Origin of the sequence: Nitratireductor sp. OM-1 (assembly GCF_003296175.1) — a bacterium.
In the GTDB taxonomy this organism is placed as follows: Bacteria; Pseudomonadota; Alphaproteobacteria; order Rhizobiales; family Rhizobiaceae; genus Nitratireductor; species Nitratireductor aquimarinus.
On the sequence record NZ_CP029208.1, the window covers coordinates 2,867,545 to 2,882,483 of the forward strand.

The 14,939-nt window shown below is 63.1% G+C and carries 15 protein-coding genes; 7 read left to right on the plus strand and 8 right to left on the minus strand.

Annotated elements, in window-relative coordinates; translation table 11 throughout:
• Positions 1 to 4 precede the first annotated feature (4 nt).
• The 4 genes from DEJ54_RS13750 to DEJ54_RS13765 are packed head-to-tail and all read left to right on the plus strand — an operon-like array spanning position 5 to position 3,890.
• Positions 5 to 1,063 (plus strand): hemin-degrading factor, encoded by a 1,059-nt coding sequence (locus tag DEJ54_RS13750; RefSeq protein ID WP_113155063.1) that lies wholly within the window; start codon positions 5 to 7, stop codon positions 1,061 to 1,063.
• A 16-nt stretch (positions 1,064 to 1,079) separates the two neighbouring features.
• Positions 1,080 to 1,994, plus strand: a complete 915-nt coding sequence (locus DEJ54_RS13755; RefSeq protein WP_245447563.1) for a hemin ABC transporter substrate-binding protein — start codon at positions 1,080 to 1,082, stop codon at positions 1,992 to 1,994.
• A gap of 1 nt (position 1,995) precedes the next feature.
• Positions 1,996 to 3,096, plus strand: a complete 1,101-nt coding sequence (locus DEJ54_RS13760) for an iron ABC transporter permease (protein ID WP_113155065.1) — start codon at positions 1,996 to 1,998, stop codon at positions 3,094 to 3,096.
• Entirely contained in the window at positions 3,096 to 3,890 is a 795-nt protein-coding gene (locus tag DEJ54_RS13765) for a heme ABC transporter ATP-binding protein (RefSeq protein WP_113155066.1), read from the plus strand. The genes DEJ54_RS13760 and DEJ54_RS13765 overlap by 1 nt, the downstream gene beginning before the upstream one ends.
• Positions 3,891 to 3,971: 81 nt before the next feature.
• Here the strand turns inward: DEJ54_RS13765 and rirA are convergent, their stop codons facing one another.
• Positions 3,972 to 4,433, minus strand: a complete 462-nt coding sequence (gene rirA, locus DEJ54_RS13770) for an iron-responsive transcriptional regulator RirA (protein ID WP_113155067.1) — start codon at positions 4,431 to 4,433, stop codon at positions 3,972 to 3,974.
• A gap of 384 nt (positions 4,434 to 4,817) precedes the next feature.
• Here rirA and DEJ54_RS13775 point away from each other — a divergent pair, with 384 nt between their 5' ends.
• The gene (locus tag DEJ54_RS13775) at positions 4,818 to 5,282 is read left to right on the plus strand and encodes a MaoC family dehydratase (protein WP_113155068.1); all 465 of its coding nucleotides are present in this window, start codon (positions 4,818 to 4,820) and stop codon (positions 5,280 to 5,282) included.
• Positions 5,283 to 5,300: 18 nt separating this feature from the next.
• Here DEJ54_RS13775 and maiA read toward each other — a convergent pair whose 3' ends face one another.
• From maiA to eutB, 7 genes are all read right to left on the minus strand, one after another.
• Positions 5,301 to 5,951, minus strand: coding sequence for a maleylacetoacetate isomerase (gene maiA, locus DEJ54_RS13780; protein ID WP_113155069.1), 651 nt, complete (start codon positions 5,949 to 5,951; stop codon positions 5,301 to 5,303).
• 1 nt (position 5,952) lies between these two features.
• On the minus strand, positions 5,953 to 6,648 hold the full coding sequence (locus DEJ54_RS13785; protein WP_113155070.1) for a fumarylacetoacetate hydrolase family protein: 696 nt from the start codon (positions 6,646 to 6,648) through the stop codon (positions 5,953 to 5,955).
• Positions 6,649 to 6,766: 118 nt separating this feature from the next.
• The gene (locus tag DEJ54_RS13790; RefSeq protein WP_113156287.1) at positions 6,767 to 8,140 is read right to left on the minus strand and encodes an aspartate aminotransferase family protein; all 1,374 of its coding nucleotides are present in this window, start codon (positions 8,138 to 8,140) and stop codon (positions 6,767 to 6,769) included.
• 45 nt (positions 8,141 to 8,185) lie between these two features.
• The gene (locus DEJ54_RS13795) at positions 8,186 to 9,670 is read right to left on the minus strand and encodes an NAD-dependent succinate-semialdehyde dehydrogenase (RefSeq protein ID WP_113155071.1); all 1,485 of its coding nucleotides are present in this window, start codon (positions 9,668 to 9,670) and stop codon (positions 8,186 to 8,188) included.
• A gap of 127 nt (positions 9,671 to 9,797) precedes the next feature.
• Positions 9,798 to 10,298, minus strand: a complete 501-nt coding sequence (locus DEJ54_RS13800) for an Lrp/AsnC family transcriptional regulator (protein ID WP_113155072.1) — start codon at positions 10,296 to 10,298, stop codon at positions 9,798 to 9,800.
• Between the two features lie 2 nt (positions 10,299 to 10,300).
• Positions 10,301 to 11,293: a cyclodeaminase gene (locus tag DEJ54_RS13805; protein WP_113155073.1), complete on the minus strand. Its 993-nt coding sequence runs from the start codon at positions 11,291 to 11,293 to the stop codon at positions 10,301 to 10,303.
• Positions 11,283 to 12,296 carry a hydroxyectoine utilization dehydratase EutB gene (gene eutB / locus DEJ54_RS13810; protein WP_113155074.1) on the minus strand — a complete coding sequence of 338 codons (1,014 nt, stop codon included), beginning with the start codon at positions 12,294 to 12,296 and terminating at the stop codon, positions 11,283 to 11,285. The genes DEJ54_RS13805 and eutB overlap by 11 nt, the downstream gene beginning before the upstream one ends.
• Before the next feature lie 272 nt (positions 12,297 to 12,568).
• On the opposite strand from eutB, the gene doeA reads away from it, so the two are divergent.
• Both doeA and argE read left to right on the plus strand, forming a co-directional pair.
• On the plus strand, positions 12,569 to 13,753 hold the full coding sequence (doeA, locus tag DEJ54_RS13815) for an ectoine hydrolase DoeA (protein WP_113155075.1): 1,185 nt from the start codon (positions 12,569 to 12,571) through the stop codon (positions 13,751 to 13,753).
• 3 nt (positions 13,754 to 13,756) lie between these two features.
• Complete coding sequence (gene argE / locus DEJ54_RS13820) at positions 13,757 to 14,920, plus strand: acetylornithine deacetylase (protein ID WP_113155076.1); 1,164 nt, start codon at positions 13,757 to 13,759, stop codon at positions 14,918 to 14,920.
• The last annotated feature ends 19 nt before the right edge of the window (positions 14,921 to 14,939 follow it).

The following is a 14,939-nucleotide window of genomic DNA, read 5'->3' on the forward strand; positions in this document are numbered from 1 at the left end:
CAGAATGACTGTTCAGGCTGTTCGCGCGCCTGAGGTGATCAGGCGCGCCCGCAACGAAAACCCGAAAATGCGTGAGCGCGACCTGGCGCTCAAACTCGGTGTCTCCGAAGCGGAACTGGTTGCGGCTCACATCGGTGAGGGTGCAACGCGCATCGAACCGAATGTTGCTGCTCTTCTCCCCTTGCTCGAGGCGCTGGGCGAGGTGATGGTTCTCACCCGCAATGAAAGCGCGGTGCATGAAAAGGTCGGCGTTTATGAGAAATGCTCGAGCGGCGCGCAGCATGCGATTGTGCTGGGCCGCGACATCGATCTGCGCATTTTCCCGGGGCGCTGGGCATTCGGATTTGCGGTGGAAAAACGCGACGGCGACACGGTTCGGCGCAGCCTGCAGTTCTTTGACGCGGCGGGCGACGCCGTCCACAAGGTTCATTTGCGGCCGAAATCCAACCTCTATGCCTATCAGAACCTCGTAGAGGAGCTGCTTCATCCAGATCAGGATCAGCAGATCGAGGTGCAGGCCGAAAAAATCGTCGATGACGTGGTCAGCGAGGAGCTACCGGCTGCCGATCTGCTGCGCGAGCGCTGGAGCGCGATGACGGATGTTCATCAGCTCTTCAACATCCTGCGCAAGCTGAAACTGACGCGGCATCAGGCCGTTCACCTGATCGGCGAGGATTACGCCTGGCGGCTGGAAGAGGACGCGCTGACGACGATGCTCCACGAGGCGGTGAGCGGCGAAGTGCCGATCATGTGCTTTGTGGGCAGCAGCGGCTGTATCCAGATTCACACCGGCCCGATCCAGACCGTGAAGCCGATGGGACCGTGGATCAACATTCTCGATCCCGGCTTCAACCTTCATCTGCGGACCGACCATGTGAAAGAACTCTGGGCCGTGCGAAAGCCGACCAGGGACGGACACGTGACCTCCATGGAAGCCTATGGGGCTGATGGCCAGCTGATTGCGCAGTTCTTTGGCGAGCGGCTGGAAGGGCGCGCGGAGCGCGATGACTGGCGCGCCATGGTCGAAGGTCTGCCACGGCTTGAATGCCGGCAGGTGGCCTAGGGAGATCAACTGACCCATGCCTATCACCGAATTAATGAGCGGCCGCGCCCTTTTGGGCGGCGCGGTCCTGATCGCGGGCCTCATGGGCGGCGCGGTCTCCATGGCCATGGCTGATGAAGCGCTGCCGAAGCCTTTTGCCGACACTTCGAAGGTTGTAAGCATTGGTGGCGCGGTCACCGAGATCGTCTACCGTCTCGGGGAAGAAGACAGGCTCGTCGCCCGCGACCAGACGAGCATCTATCCGCCTGAAGCCAAGGAACTGCCGGATGTCGGCTATATGCGCGCCCTGTCTCCCGAGGGCGTTCTTTCCGTGGGTCCGAGCGCCATTCTGGCATCCGAAGGCAGCGGCCCGGCGGAGACCATGGGGGTTCTTGAAAAGGCGGGCATCCCACTGGTTACCGTGCCGGAGGGTTTCGACCGTGAGGCGATCCTGCGCAAGGTGCGGGTGACCGGTGCAGCGCTGGGCGTGAACGACAAGGCCGAGGCGCTGGCGCGTGAACTGGAGGCGGATCTCGAAGAAGCCGAGACGCTGGCGCATCAGAGCGGTGAAGAGAAGCGTGTTCTCTTCATTCTGAGCGTTCAGGCGGGACGGATCATGGCTGCCGGTCGGGACAATGCCGCCGATGGCATTATCCGCATGGCCGGGGGCACGAACGCCATGGACGGTTTTATTGGCTACAAGCTCGTCTCCGAAGAAGCCGTGATCGCCGCCAAACCGGATGTGGTTCTGATGATGTCACGCGGCGACAGCAGCGAACATGCGCCGGATGACATCATGGACAATCCGGCAATCGCTTCCACGCCGGCCGGAGAAAACCGGGCGCTGATCCGCATGGATGGCTCTTATCTGCTTGGCTTCGGTCCGCGCACGGCGGATGCGATCCGGGAACTCTCTAAGAAGCTGCATGGCGCGGGCCCGGTGGTCGACTGACATGGCTGTGCGTGAAGAAATGGCGCCAGCTTCCTCATGGCGCTGGCGCGATGCGGTGGATGGCGATCGCTCCATGCGAGCGAAAGCGGTTATCCTCGCTCTCGTCGTTCTCTATCTCCTCCTGTTCCTGTTCAGCCTTGGTTCCGGGGCGTCCGACACCTCGTTCTGGGATGCGGCGGTTGCCTGGCTTGGCGGCGGCAGTGAAGCACTGTCGCTGCGTGACCGCGTGGTGATCAACGACATTCGCCTGCCGCGCATCGTGCTTGGCACGCTGGTGGGCGCGTCGCTGGCGGTTTCGGGCGCGGTCATGCAGGGGCTGTTCCGCAACCCGCTTGCCGATCCCGGCATTGTCGGCGTTTCATCCGGCGCGGGGCTGGGCGCAATCACGATCATCGTTCTGGGCGGCACCGTGCTTGCTCCGGTGATCGGAGTGCTTGGCATCTACGCGCTGCCGCTGGCGGCATTCTTCGGCGGCCTTGCCTCGACGCTGCTTCTTTACCGCGTGGCGACGCGGCGCGGGCAGACCTCGGTTGCCACCATGCTTCTGGCCGGCATTGCGCTGGGCGCACTGGCGGGGGCGCTGTCGGGCATACTCGTCTATGTCGCCGACGATCAGGAATTGCGGGACCTGACCTTCTGGGGGCTTGGTTCGCTGGCCGGCGCGACATGGGCAAAAATCTGGGCTGCCGGCCCGTTCATCCTGGCGGGGCTTCTGGTCACGCCGTTTCTGGCGCGGGGTCTTGACGCAATGGTGCTGGGCGAGGCGACGGCCAATCATCTGGGCGTGCGCGTGCAGCGGGTGAAGAACACCGCCATCGTCACCGTGGCAGCCGCCACGGGCGCATCGGTAGCCGTTTCGGGCGGCATCGGCTTTGTCGGCATCGTTGTGCCGCATCTCCTGCGGCTCACCATCGGCCCGGAACACCGTTACCTGCTGCCGGCTTCGGCGCTTCTGGGGGCAAGCCTTCTGCTCGTGGCGGACGCGATCAGCCGTGTGGTCGTCGCGCCGGCGGAACTGCCGATCGGCATCGTGACCGCCGCCATCGGCGCGCCGTTCTTCCTGTGGATCCTGCTTCGGCAGAGAGGATTGTTGGATCTGTGATGTCGATTGAAGTCAGCAATCTTGGTGTGCGGGTGGGGCGCAAGCAGATCCTCTCGGATGTGGCGCTTTGTGCAAAACCCGGTGAGGTGACGGCCATTGTCGGCCCCAACGGCTCTGGCAAGACGACCTTTCTCAAGGCGATCTCGGGCGATCTGCCGTTTACGGGGACGGTGCGGATCAATGGCGCACCGCTTCACCGCATGAAGCCATGGGAGGCGGCAGGGCACAGGGCCGTGCTGCCGCAGGCAAGCGCGCTGTCCTTTCCCTACAAGGTGCGCGAGGTCGTGAAGCTGGGCCTGTTGGGCGGACGCTCGGGCGCAACCCGCGCCGAACAGGAGCGGTTGCCCGAAATCGCGCTTGAGCGGGTCGATCTCGGCGGCTTTTCAGGGCGGTTCTATCAGGAGCTTTCAGGCGGCGAGCAACAGCGTGTGCAGCTCGCCCGGGTGCTCTGTCAGGTCTGGCGTCCGGTGCTGGACGGGCAGCCGCGTTATCTGCTGCTCGATGAGCCGGTGTCGAGCCTCGACATCAAGCATCAGCTCATCATCATGGATATTGCCGCCCAGTTTGCAGCGGCCGGGGGCGGCGTGCTCGCCGTGCTCCACGATCTGAACCTGACGGCGCGTTTTGCCGACCGGGTGGCCATGATGCATCGCGGAAAACTGGTGGCGACGGGAACGCCGGCGGAGGTTTTCAACGACACGCTGATTTCCAACGTGTTTGAATGCCGGATACAGGTGGGCGTGCCGCCCGCGGGCGCATTGCCCTATATCCTGCCGCAATCCGCGCAGCTTTGAGAGAAATGCCGGAAAACGCAGGACCGAAATAAAGAAAAGGACCGTCAAACTGGCGGTCCTTTTTCTCAAATTTCGCTTTTTCTAGCGCGCCGCTGCGCGCTCGGGTAACTCGTCCAGGCCAAGCCGGAAGCGCATGTCGGGCTTGGAATCGGCCAGATCGCGTATCGTGTAGCTGCCCAGAACCTCGAAGAAGGCATTCAGCGCCTTGCGCAGGGCCTCGTTCAGGCCGCAGCTGTCGACCAGCGGGCATTCCGCATCGTCGTTCTCAAAGCACTCCGCCATGGCGAAATTGTCTTCGGTCACGCGCACCACTTCAAACAGGGTGATGTCTTCTGCCGGCTTTGCAAGGCGCACGCCGCCATTGCGGCCGCGCACGGTTTCCACGAAACCGTTCTCCACGAGGGGCTGAAGGATCTTGAACAGGAACAGGTCGGAGAGCGAATACGCCTTCGCGATCTCCGAGATGCGGCTCAGACGACCTTCATTGGCCGCGCAGTACATCAGGATGCGAATGGCGTAGTTGGTTTGTCGCGTTAAGCGCATAACAATCCTTTCAGATAACGTTCCCGTAATATGGCTTATTGTTTAGAATAATTCCAGAGTGAGTCTGGTAAAATCTGACAAAACAAATCAACTTTATGTGCCTTGCGAACGGGTGTCCGCGCAAGGGCGCTGAACGTGCGTTTATGCGAATTATGTTGCGTTGCACAATATTGAGGCGCTAGGGGAATGGGTGCCCAGCCTGAAATGGTGAAAGCAATCAGTCCCGGCTGCTTTGTGTGACCGGGCGCAGGGGCGTTTCGGCCGCATGCAGCCCACTGGCTGGCGGCGAGCCGATCCGCTGAATGAAGGACTACTCTGCCGCGTTCTTGTGTCCGGTCGGATGCGCCCGCGCTGCTGCAGAATTTGACAGGGAAGGCTCAGCTCATGAACGCACATGTTCTTGAAGCGCAGATCGGCGGCGGCACGACCGTTTCCGATTGGGTGGTTGTCGACCAGTCGATGATCGACCGTTTCGCCGATTGCACCAATGACCATCAGTGGATCCATGTGGATCGCGAGCGCACGGAGCGCGAAAGCCCGTTCGGCAGGCCCGTGGCGCACGGTTTCCTCACGCTGTCGCTCTTATCAAGCCTGTCTTATGACTGTGGCGCGTGGCCGGTGCATCTGGGCACGATCATCAATTACGGCCTCGACAAGCTGCGCTTTCTGGCGCCGGTGAAGGCTGGCAGCCGCGTGCGCCTGCGCAGCACGCTGAAAGGTGTCGAGGAAAAGGCTCCGGGCCGGCTTCTCGTGCGTCATCACGGCGAGGTGGAGATCGAGGGCGAGGACACGCCCGCGCTCGCAGCCGAAACCATCATCATGCTTATTCTCGAGGAAAAGGCCGGCTGAGCTGGCCTTCCGGTTGAATCATTCCGCGTCGGGCTGGTTCATCGGCGCGGCCTTCCGGAACGCTTCCAGTTCCATGCAGGCCTCGTTGATGCGCTGGATGACGGGATAGGGCGTCATGTCGACGTCGAAGCGCTTGTTGTTCGCCACCTGCGCAACGAGGCAGATATCGGCCATGCCGGGCGCATCGCCATGGCAGAAGACGCCGGTCTGCGGGCTCTCGGCGAGCATCTTTTCAAGCGGTTCGAACGTGGCGTTCACCCAGTGGCGGAACCATGCGCCAACTTCTGCGTCGTCAGCGCCGTAACGCTCTTTGAGCGCGTTCAGAATACGCAGATTGTTCACCGGATGGATTTCGCAGGCGATCATCTGGGAGAGCATGCGAACCCGAGCGCGCCCAAGTGCATCGGCAGGCAGGAGCGGGGGCTCGGACACTGTCTCGTCCAGAAACTCCATGATCGCCATGGACTGCGCGATCATTGTGCCGTCGCTCCACACGAGTGCGGGCACGAGGCCCTGCGGATTGACCGACAGATAGGCCTCGCCGCGATGTTCGCCGTGGCGCAGATGATGCGCGGCGTAGCGATAGTCGATGCCCTTCATGGCGAGCGCGATGCGCACGCGGTAGGAGGTCGAGGAGCGGAAGTAGTTGTGCAGAACGACTTCGCCCATATCAGGCCTCGCCGATGGTGATGGCGATCTCGCCGACGCCGTCAACGCCGCCTTCCACGTGGTCGCCCGGCTGAAGCGCGCCGACGCCGGCAGGCGTTCCGGTGTAGATCAGATCGCCGGCCTTCAGCTCCATGGCCTGGCTGCACAGCGCGATCACGTCGGCCACCGGCCAGATCAGCTCGTCGAGATCGCCTTCCTGGCGGATTTCACCATTGACGGCGAGCCAGACACGGCCCTGCGACGGGTGGCCGGTCTTTGCAACGGGCACGATGGGGCCGCAGGGCGATGAGCGGTCGAACGCCTTGGCCCAGTCCCACGGGCGGCCCTTCTTCTTGGCTTCGGCCTGCAGGTCGCGACGCGTGAGGTCGAGCCCCACGGCATAGCCATAGACGTGGTCGAGCGCATGGGCCGGATCGATGTTGCTGCCGCCCTTGCCGATGGCGACGACCATCTCGATTTCGTGATGCAGATCCTGCGTGAGCGCGGGATAGGGAATCACCGTGTCGGCATCGACCACGGCGTCAGCGGGTTTGGTGAAGAAGAATGGCGGCTCGCGCTCTGGCTCATGGCCCATTTCGCGGGCGTGGGCGGCATAGTTGCGCCCCACGCAGAAGATGCGCCGCACGGGAAAGCGCGCTTCTTCGCCGGCTACGGCGACGGAGGGCTGGCTGGCGGGCGGAAAAACGAAATCGGCCATGAAATTCTCCCAGATGACTGCGGAGAAAGAGATGGCTTAATTGGCGCTCCGGGGCAAGCCCGGCGAGAGCGCGAACCGGCGCTCCGGGGCAGGGACCCGAAGCGCCGAAAGTTCGGGGTCAGTCCTTGAAGACGGTCTTCACGGCCTTCGCGGTCGCATCGACGATGCGGTCTGCTTCTTCGCGCGTCAGGCAGAGCGGGGGCGCAAAGCCCAGAATGTCGCCCTGCGGCATGGCGCGGCCAATGACGCCCTGTTCGAGAAGGGCTGCGGCCATCTGCGGGCCGATTTTCTCGGAGGCGTCGAAGAACTGGCGGTTCTCACGCTCCTTCACAAACTCGACTGCACACAGCATGCCTTCGCCGCGCACTTCGCCGACATGGGCATGTGCGCCGATGGCGTCACGCATGGCATTGACGAAGTAAGCGCCCGTCTCGCCGGCATTCTTGACGAGGCCGAGCTTGTCGACCAGTTCGAGATTGGCGATGCCGGCTGCCGCGCCGATGGGGTGGGCCGAATAGGTCCAGCCATGGCCGATGGGGCCGTATTCGTCCGTGCCGCGCTCAAGCACTTCCCACATCTTCTTGCCGACGATGGAGCCGGAAAGCGGCGCATAGGCCGAGGTGAGGCCCTTGGCAATGGTGATGAGGTCGGGTTCCATGTCGTAATGGATGGAGCCGAACATGGAGCCGAGGCGTCCAAAGCCGGTCACCACCTCGTCGGCGACGAGCAGGATGTCGTGCTTGCGCAGCACTTTCTGGATCGCGGCCCAGTATCCGGCCGGCGGCGGCACGATGCCGCCCGTGCCGAGCACGGGCTCGCCGATGAAGGCGGCGATGGTGTCCGCGCCCTCGCGCTCGATCAGCGCTTCAAGCTCGGCCACGCAATGGGCGGTGAACTGCTCCTCGCTCATGGCGAGGTCCGGGCGGCGGTAGTAATAGGGCGCTTCGGTGTGAACCACCTGGGCCAGCGGCAGGTCGAACTTCTTGTGGAACAGCTCAAGGCCGGTCAGTGAGCCGGTCATCAGGCCAGAACCGTGATAGCCGCGCCAGCGCGAGATGATCTTCTTCTTCTCGGGGCGGCCGAGAATGTTGTTGTAGTACCAGATCAGCTTGACGTTGGTTTCGTTGGCGTCGGAGCCGCCGAGGCCGAAATAGACCTTGGACATGTTCTCCGGCGCGCGGTCGACAATCATCTTGGCAAGCGTGATCGAGGCTTCCGTGCCGTGGCCCACATAGGCGTGGTAATAGGCAAGCTCCCTGGCCTGCTCGGCAATGGCGTCGGCGATCTCGGTGCGGCCATAGCCGACATTGACGCAATAGAGGCCGGCAAAGGCGTCGAGCAGCCTGTTGCCGTCACGGTCCTCGATATAGACGCCGTTGCCGCCGGTCACGATGCGGTTGGGGCTTTCGCCGCGCGCATGCTGGGCCAGATGGGTCGAGGGATGGAAGAAGGCCTCGCGGTCCCACTGGTCGAGTTGGTCGTTCTTCAACAGCATGTCACTCTCCTGTTATTCTCAAAATGTGTCAGTCAGCGCTGCTCAACCGATGTTGCGGCAGACGTATTTGATGTTGGTGAAGGCTTCCAGCCCGTGGCGGGAGCCCTCGCGCTCGAGGCCGGCCTGCTTGACCCCGCCAAAGGGGATGGGCGCGCCGGTGATCTTGGTGCGGTTGACCGCGACCATGCCGAATTCGAGGCCGCGCGATAGGCGGGCGATGCGGTTCGGGTCCTGCGTGTGCAGATAGGCGGCAAGGCCGGTTTCGGTGTCGTTCGCCTTTTTGAGCACGTCCGCTTCGTCATCGAAGGGGGTGAAGGCGGCAATCGGCCCAAACGTTTCCTCGCGGAAGATCAGCGCGGTTTCGGGCACATCGGCCAGAACCGTTGGCTCGAAGAAGGTGGGGCCGTGCCGCGACACGTTTCCGCCCGTTACCAGGCGCGCGCCTTTTGCGAGCGCATCGGCAACCTGTTCGGTCTGCTTGGCGACCGCACGCTCATGGATGAGCGGGCCGATATCGGGATCGCTGAGGCCATTGCCGACGGTCAGTTCCTCGACCTTGCGGGCGAATGCGGCGACGAAGGCGTCATAGATGGAGCGCTCGATATAGAAGCGGTTGGCGGCAAGGCAGTCCTGCCCGGAGGTGGCGAACTTGGCCGAAATGGCGCTCTCGACCGCGTGATCGAGGTCGCAATCGGCAAAGGCGATGAAGGGCGCATGGCCGCCAAGCTCCATGACCAGACGCTTCACGGTCGGCGCGGACTGCGCGTAGAGCAGGCGGCCGATCTCGGTGGAGCCGGTAAAGGAAACGGCGCGCACACGGGTTGAGGCGGTCATCGCGCCGACCACTTCGGCGGCCTTGCCGGTGAGCACGTTGAAGACGCCTGCCGGCACGCCGGCGCGCTCGGCCAGCTCGGCAAGGGCGAGTGCGGAGAATGGCGTCTCGGAAGAAGGATGCGCGACCACGGTGCAGCCGGCGGCAAGGGCGGCTGCCGCCTTGCGGGTGAGCATGGCGGAGGGGAAGTTCCACGGCGTGATGAGGGCCGCGACACCCAATGGCTCGCGCGAAACCTGCATGTCTGCGCCCGGCAGATGCGAGGCAACGCTTTCGACCGAAACGCGCTTTGCTTCCTCAGCGTAGAAGGAGACGAAGGAGGCGGCGTAATCGATCTCGCCACGCGCTTCAGAGAGGGGTTTGCCCTGCTCCAGAACCATGAGGTGAGCGAGGTCCTCCTTGGCGGCGACGATCAAATCGTACCAGCCCATCAGGATCTGCGCGCGCTCCTGCGGAAGGAGGGCCGCCCAGCCGGGAAACGCCGCATGAGCCGCTTCGATGGTTTCATCGACCTGTTCGGCGGTGAGTGCCGGGACGCAGCCGAGCCGCGCGCCATCGGCCGGGTTGAAGACATCCACGACCGGGTCGCCGGGGGCGGCGATCCAGTGGCCGTTCGCATAGGCGTATTCGCGGAAAAGACGCGGATCGGCGAGATCGGAAAGGGCGGTTTTCTGAAGGGCTGCAATAGCGGACATCGGCTCACTCCCAAGCGGATTTCCAGTGTTTGGATTGACTGGAATTATGCCGTTCGGGCCGCCAAATTTTCTGATGAACTTGCCATGGCGCGCCAACGTTTCTTCTGAACTTCGCGCCGCTCGCCCATTATTCCTTCTGTGTCGCCTCGTCGGCATTCACCAGAACGCCAAGCGGGAACGCGCCCGGCTGCTTCACCGGTTTGGTGACGATGTAGGTGAAATAGCGCGCCAGACCGACATTCATGTCCAGAAGCCGGTCGACCAGACGCTGATAGGTGTCGATATCGCGGGCGATGATCTGCAAAATGTAGTCGAAACCGCCGCCGACAGCCCAGCAACCGGTGATTTCATCGATCTCCTGAACGCTGCGCTCGAATCGCTGGAAGTCTTCGGCGCGGTGGCCGGCAAGCTCCGCCGCCATGAAGACGGCGATGTGCGGGGCGAGTTTCGCCAGCGCCACTTCGGCGCGGTAACCGGTGATGATCCCCGCCTTTTCAAGGCGTTTCAGCCGCTCCCAGCAGGGGGCGGGCGTCAGGTTCACCCGTTCGGCCAGCGCCGCCTTGGAGATGCGGCCTTCCCTTTGAAGGATACCGAGGATTTTGAGATCGCGGTCGTCGAGCTTGAGCATGGTCAGCTCTGGATCGTCGTACCGGCTCCCGCTGTCAAGGCCCGTTCACGCGCCAGGGTGGCGATGGCCGTGTCCTGCGCGCCGGTTCCGGTGAGGTCGCAAATGGTGATCTGGTCGTCGCTGGTGCGACCGGTTCTGGCTCCGGTCACGATCTTGCCGAGCTCTGCGGGCGTGCCGCCATTCCAGACGCCGGCACGGATCGCTGCCGCCAGTTCGCCCAGTTTTTCGCACTGGCTCACACGGTCGGCGACATAGAGATCGGCGCGGGAAAGCGCTGCCGGCTGCAACTCGTTCTTGCCTTCCTGATCGGACCCCATGGCCGTGACGTGAAGGCCCGGATGAAGCCAGTCGGCCATCAGAACCGGATCGCGCGCGGGCGTGGTGGTGACGACAAGCTGGCTCTCGGCAACGAGACGGGACGGGTCTGCTTCAGCTTTCACGTCGATGCCGAGGGTTTTGGCCAGATCGGCTGCGCAGGCTTCTGCCTTTGCCGCATCGCGCCCCCAGACGAGAAGATGGGAGAAGGGGCGTACCTGATGGGCGGCGATCATTTGCAGGCGGGCCTGAACGCCGGTTCCCATGACGCCGGCGGTCTCGACACTCGACGGGGCCAGATGGCGGGCGGCGACCGCGCCGGCGGCAGCGGTGCGCACATCGGTGAGAAAGCCATTGTCGAGCAGAAGCGCTTCCACCAGCCCGGTTTTTGCCGAAAACAGGATCATCAGGCCATTGAGGCTCGGCAGGCCGATTTTCGGATTGTCGAAGAAGCCAGGGCTGACCTTGATGGCGAACCCGTCGAAGCCGGGAATATAGGCGGTCTTCACATCCACCTCGCCATGAACCTGCGGAATGTCCATGGACAGGATGGGCGGCATGATGACGTCGCCGGAGGCGAGCGCGCGGAAGGCGTTTTCCACCACGTCGATCGTTTCGAGGTCGAGCCGGACGGCCTTGCGCAGATCGGCTTCGGTCAGAACGAGAATGTCATGCGGCATGGATGTGTCCCTTGAGCGTTGTGTCGCCGAGCTGCACCGCCCGGCCAGACACGATGTCGGTGAAAACCTGCATGTCGACATTGCGCCCGGTGATGAGCGTGGCCGTGGGGCCGGGGTGCCTGCCCAGCCTGCCGGAAAGCAGAGCGGCCGCGCCCACCGCACTTGCGCCTTCGCAGACCAGCCGGTCTTCATGGTAGTGCATCTGCATGGCGCGGTAGATTTCTTCCTCGCTGACGAGGATCACCTCATCGAGGAAATCGCGGCAGAGCGCGAAGGAATGGCGGTTTTCGAGCCCGATGCCGCCGCCGAGCGAATCGGCAAGGCTCGCCATTTCGGTGACTGCCACCGGTTTTCCGGCCGCAAGCGAGGCGTGCATGGCCGCGCCGTGCTCCATGGTGATGCCGACGACCCGGATCGATGGCTTGATCGTCTTGAGCGCAAAGGCGATGCCGCCGGCAAGACCGCCGCCGGACAGCGGGATCAGGACGGTCTCAAGGTCCGGGCGCTGTTCCAGAAGCTCAAGCCCGATCGTGCCCTGGCCGGCGATCACATGAAGATCGTCAAAGGGCGATATCTCATGGAATCCCTCTTCCTCGGCGAGGTGGCGGCTTTCCACCTGCGCCTCGTCCTGGCTCTTGCCGATGATCCGCGCTTCCGCGCCCAGAGCGCGGATGCCGGCAAGCTTGGCCTCGGGGACGAGGCTCGACATGCAGATAACGGCCCGGAAGCCGCGCGCACGGGCGGCATAGGCGACGGCCCGGCCGTGATTGCCGGTCGAGCAGCAGGTGACGCCTTTCGTGCTCTCCGGCAGGCTCAGGACGGCGTTCGCCGCGCCGCGCAGTTTGAAGGCTCCGGTCGCCTGACCGATTTCGAGCTTCAGGAGAACATCGTCACCGGCGATGGCGCTGAGACAGGGCGAGGGCGGCAAAGGCGTGTCGAGCGTGGCGATGCCGGCAATGCGTTTACGGGCGGCCAGAATGTCTGCAAGGGTGAGCGACGTCATTTGGGCGCGACCGGAATGCGTGAGGTCGTGTGACACATGAAAAGGCCCCCCGTGATGCGCGCCCCGTGATGCGCGAATACATGATGATCAGAGGATTTGTACACATCATCATCCGGGTGGAGAATAGAACAACGACATTTGATGTCGTTTCTGTGCGATTCAGGCGTTCAAAAATGTGATGATGGATTAGTTGTACACAAGGTGGGAGAGCCTGATCGGTGTACGGTTTGTCCGGGTGCGTCAGCGTCCGGCTTTTCTCAGGTGGAGGAACCATGCCAGCAGCCGAAATGCCCTTCAGCGCGCAGGAATATGCCGCGCGTCTGGAAAAGACCCGCAACGCCATGGAGGCGAAGGGTATCGACGTTCTCTTCGTGGAAGATCCGTCCAACATGGCCTGGCTCACAGGCTATGATGGCTGGTCGTTCTACGTCCATCAGGGCGTGATCGTCTTCAAGGATGCCGATCCGATCTGGTGGGGCCGCGCCATGGACGGAAATGGCGCGGTGCGCACCGTCTACATGGATGATGAGAGGGTGCTGCGCTATCCGGATCACTATGTGCAGGCCAACACGTTGCATCCCATGCAGCATCTGGCGGAAATCCTGCGCATTCACGGCTATGGCAATCAGCGCATCGGCGTGGAGCTGGAGAATTATTATTTCTCCGCCAAGGCCTATCTGGTTTTGAAGGAAGAACTGCCGAACGCCACATTCGTCGATGCGACGGCGCTGGTGAACTGGCAGCGCGCGGTGAAATCCGAAGAGGAAATCGTCTTCATGCGCCGGGCGGCGCGGATTTCGGAAAAGATGATCGACGGCATTGTCGAGCGCATCGAGCCGGGTCTCAAGAAGAACGACCTGGTGGCCGAGATCTATGCGGACGCCATTCGCGGCGTGGATGACGACTGGGGCGAATATCCGGCCATCGTGCCGCTTCTGCCGACGGGCTCCGATGCGGCCGCACCACACCTGACCTGGGACGGGCGACGGTTCGAGCAGGGGCATGCGACCTTCTTCGAGATCGCCGGCTGCTATCGCCGCTACCACGCGCCGCTCTGCCGCACCGTGTTTCTCGGGACGCCGCCGCAGCACATGCTGGATGCGGAAAAGGCGCTGGTGGAAGGCATCGAGGCCGGGCTTGAGATCGCACGACCGGGCAACCGCGCAGGCCAGATCGCCGATGCGCTCTATGGCGCGCTGGAGCGGGCCGGCATCACGCGTGACGGGCGCTGCGGTTATCCGATCGGCATTTCTTATCCGCCGGACTGGGGCGAGCGCACAATTTCGCTGCGCCGCGAGGACGAGACGGTGCTGGAAGCCGGCATGACCTTCCATTTCATGCCGGGCCTGTGGATGGCCGACTGGGGGCTCGAAATCACCGAGAGCATCCTGATCACGGAAGACGGTCCGGCCGAGGCGCTGTGCCGCCGTCCGCGCGAACTGATCGTGAAGTCGTGATCCATGCGCACTGAAAGGCTTGATAACACGACCCGCATTCTGGCCGATCTGGTGGGGTTTCCCACCATTTCGGCAGAGAGCAATCTGGAACTGATCGCCTATGCCAGCGAAATGCTGAGCGCATTGGGCGCGCGGCTTTCGGTGACGCTGGATGAAAGCGGGCACAAGGCGAACCTGTTCGCCACGCTCGGGCCGGAGGGCGATGGCGGCATCGTCCTCTCCGGCCATTCCGATGTCGTGCCGGTGGACGGACAGGACTGGACCGGCGATCCGTTTGCGCTGCGCATGGGCGACGGCAATCTCTATGGGCGCGGCACATGCGACATGAAGGGGTTTATCGCCTGCTGTCTCGCCATGGCCCCGCACTTTGCCGGTCTCGACCTGAAACGGCCGCTGCATTTTGCCTTCACCTATGACGAGGAGGTGGGGTGCTTCGGTGCGCGGGCGCTGGTGGAGGAGCTGGAACGGGCCGAAATCCGCCCGTCCGTCGCCATTATCGGCGAGCCGACCATGATGCGCATCATCGAGGGGCACAAGGGCTGTTTTGAATACACGACCGAGTTCCGTGGCCTTGCGGGCCATGCCTCGGGGCCGGAGCGCGGGGTCAATGCGGTCGAATATGCGGTGCGCTATATCACGCGCCTGATGGCGATTGCCGAGGAACTCAAGACGCGGGCGCCGCTCGGCAACCGGTTTGACCCGCCCTGGACGACGCTTCAGGTGGGGACGATCTCGGGCGGTGCTGCGCGCAACGTGATTGCCGATCACTGTTCTGTGGAATGGGAGATGCGGCCTGTGCGCAACGAGGATGCGGACTTTGTAAAAGACCGCATTCGCGCCTATGCAGAGCTGGAACTGAAACCGGCGATGCGCGCCGTGTTTGAGGACGCCGACATCGTGACCCATGTGATCGGCGAAGTGGACGGGCTGGAGCCGGTGACCGAATCCGAAGCGCGGCAGATCGTTTCGGAGCTGACCGGTCTTACCGAAGCGGAAGTGGTGGCGTTCGGCACAGAGGCCGGGCTCTTCCAGAAGGCGGGCATCTCGTCCGTCATCTGCGGGCCGGGTTCCATCGAGCAGGCCCACAAGGCGGACGAGTTCGTTTCCATCGAACAACTCGACCAGTGTCTTGGGATGCTCGAGCGGCTGGGAAAAAGGATGAGCTGAGGACGATGGAGCAAAAACG

Bases quoted from the DNA above. Each gene is read 5' to 3' on its own strand.
- DEJ54_RS13750 (WP_113155063.1), top strand. From the start codon at position 5: ATGACTGTTCAGGCTGTTCGCGCGCCTGAGGTGATCAGGCGCGCCCGC.
- maiA (WP_113155069.1), bottom strand. From the start codon at position 5,951: ATGGGCGAAGTCGTTCTGCACAACTACTTCCGCTCCTCGACCTCCTAC.
- DEJ54_RS13795 (WP_113155071.1), bottom strand. From the start codon at position 9,670: ATGTCCGCTATTGCAGCCCTTCAGAAAACCGCCCTTTCCGATCTCGCC.
- DEJ54_RS13775 (WP_113155068.1), top strand. From the start codon at position 4,818: ATGAACGCACATGTTCTTGAAGCGCAGATCGGCGGCGGCACGACCGTT.
- DEJ54_RS13805 (WP_113155073.1), bottom strand. From the start codon at position 11,293: ATGCCGCATGACATTCTCGTTCTGACCGAAGCCGATCTGCGCAAGGCC.
- DEJ54_RS13800 (WP_113155072.1), bottom strand. From the start codon at position 10,298: ATGCTCAAGCTCGACGACCGCGATCTCAAAATCCTCGGTATCCTTCAA.
- DEJ54_RS13755 (WP_245447563.1), top strand. From the start codon at position 1,080: ATGCCTATCACCGAATTAATGAGCGGCCGCGCCCTTTTGGGCGGCGCG.
- argE (WP_113155076.1), top strand. From the start codon at position 13,757: ATGCGCACTGAAAGGCTTGATAACACGACCCGCATTCTGGCCGATCTG.
- DEJ54_RS13765 (WP_113155066.1), top strand. From the start codon at position 3,096: ATGTCGATTGAAGTCAGCAATCTTGGTGTGCGGGTGGGGCGCAAGCAG.
- eutB (WP_113155074.1), bottom strand. From the start codon at position 12,296: ATGACGTCGCTCACCCTTGCAGACATTCTGGCCGCCCGTAAACGCATT.
- DEJ54_RS13760 (WP_113155065.1), top strand. From the start codon at position 1,996: ATGGCTGTGCGTGAAGAAATGGCGCCAGCTTCCTCATGGCGCTGGCGC.
- DEJ54_RS13785 (WP_113155070.1), bottom strand. From the start codon at position 6,648: ATGGCCGATTTCGTTTTTCCGCCCGCCAGCCAGCCCTCCGTCGCCGTA.
- doeA (WP_113155075.1), top strand. From the start codon at position 12,569: ATGCCAGCAGCCGAAATGCCCTTCAGCGCGCAGGAATATGCCGCGCGT.
- rirA (WP_113155067.1), bottom strand. From the start codon at position 4,433: ATGCGCTTAACGCGACAAACCAACTACGCCATTCGCATCCTGATGTAC.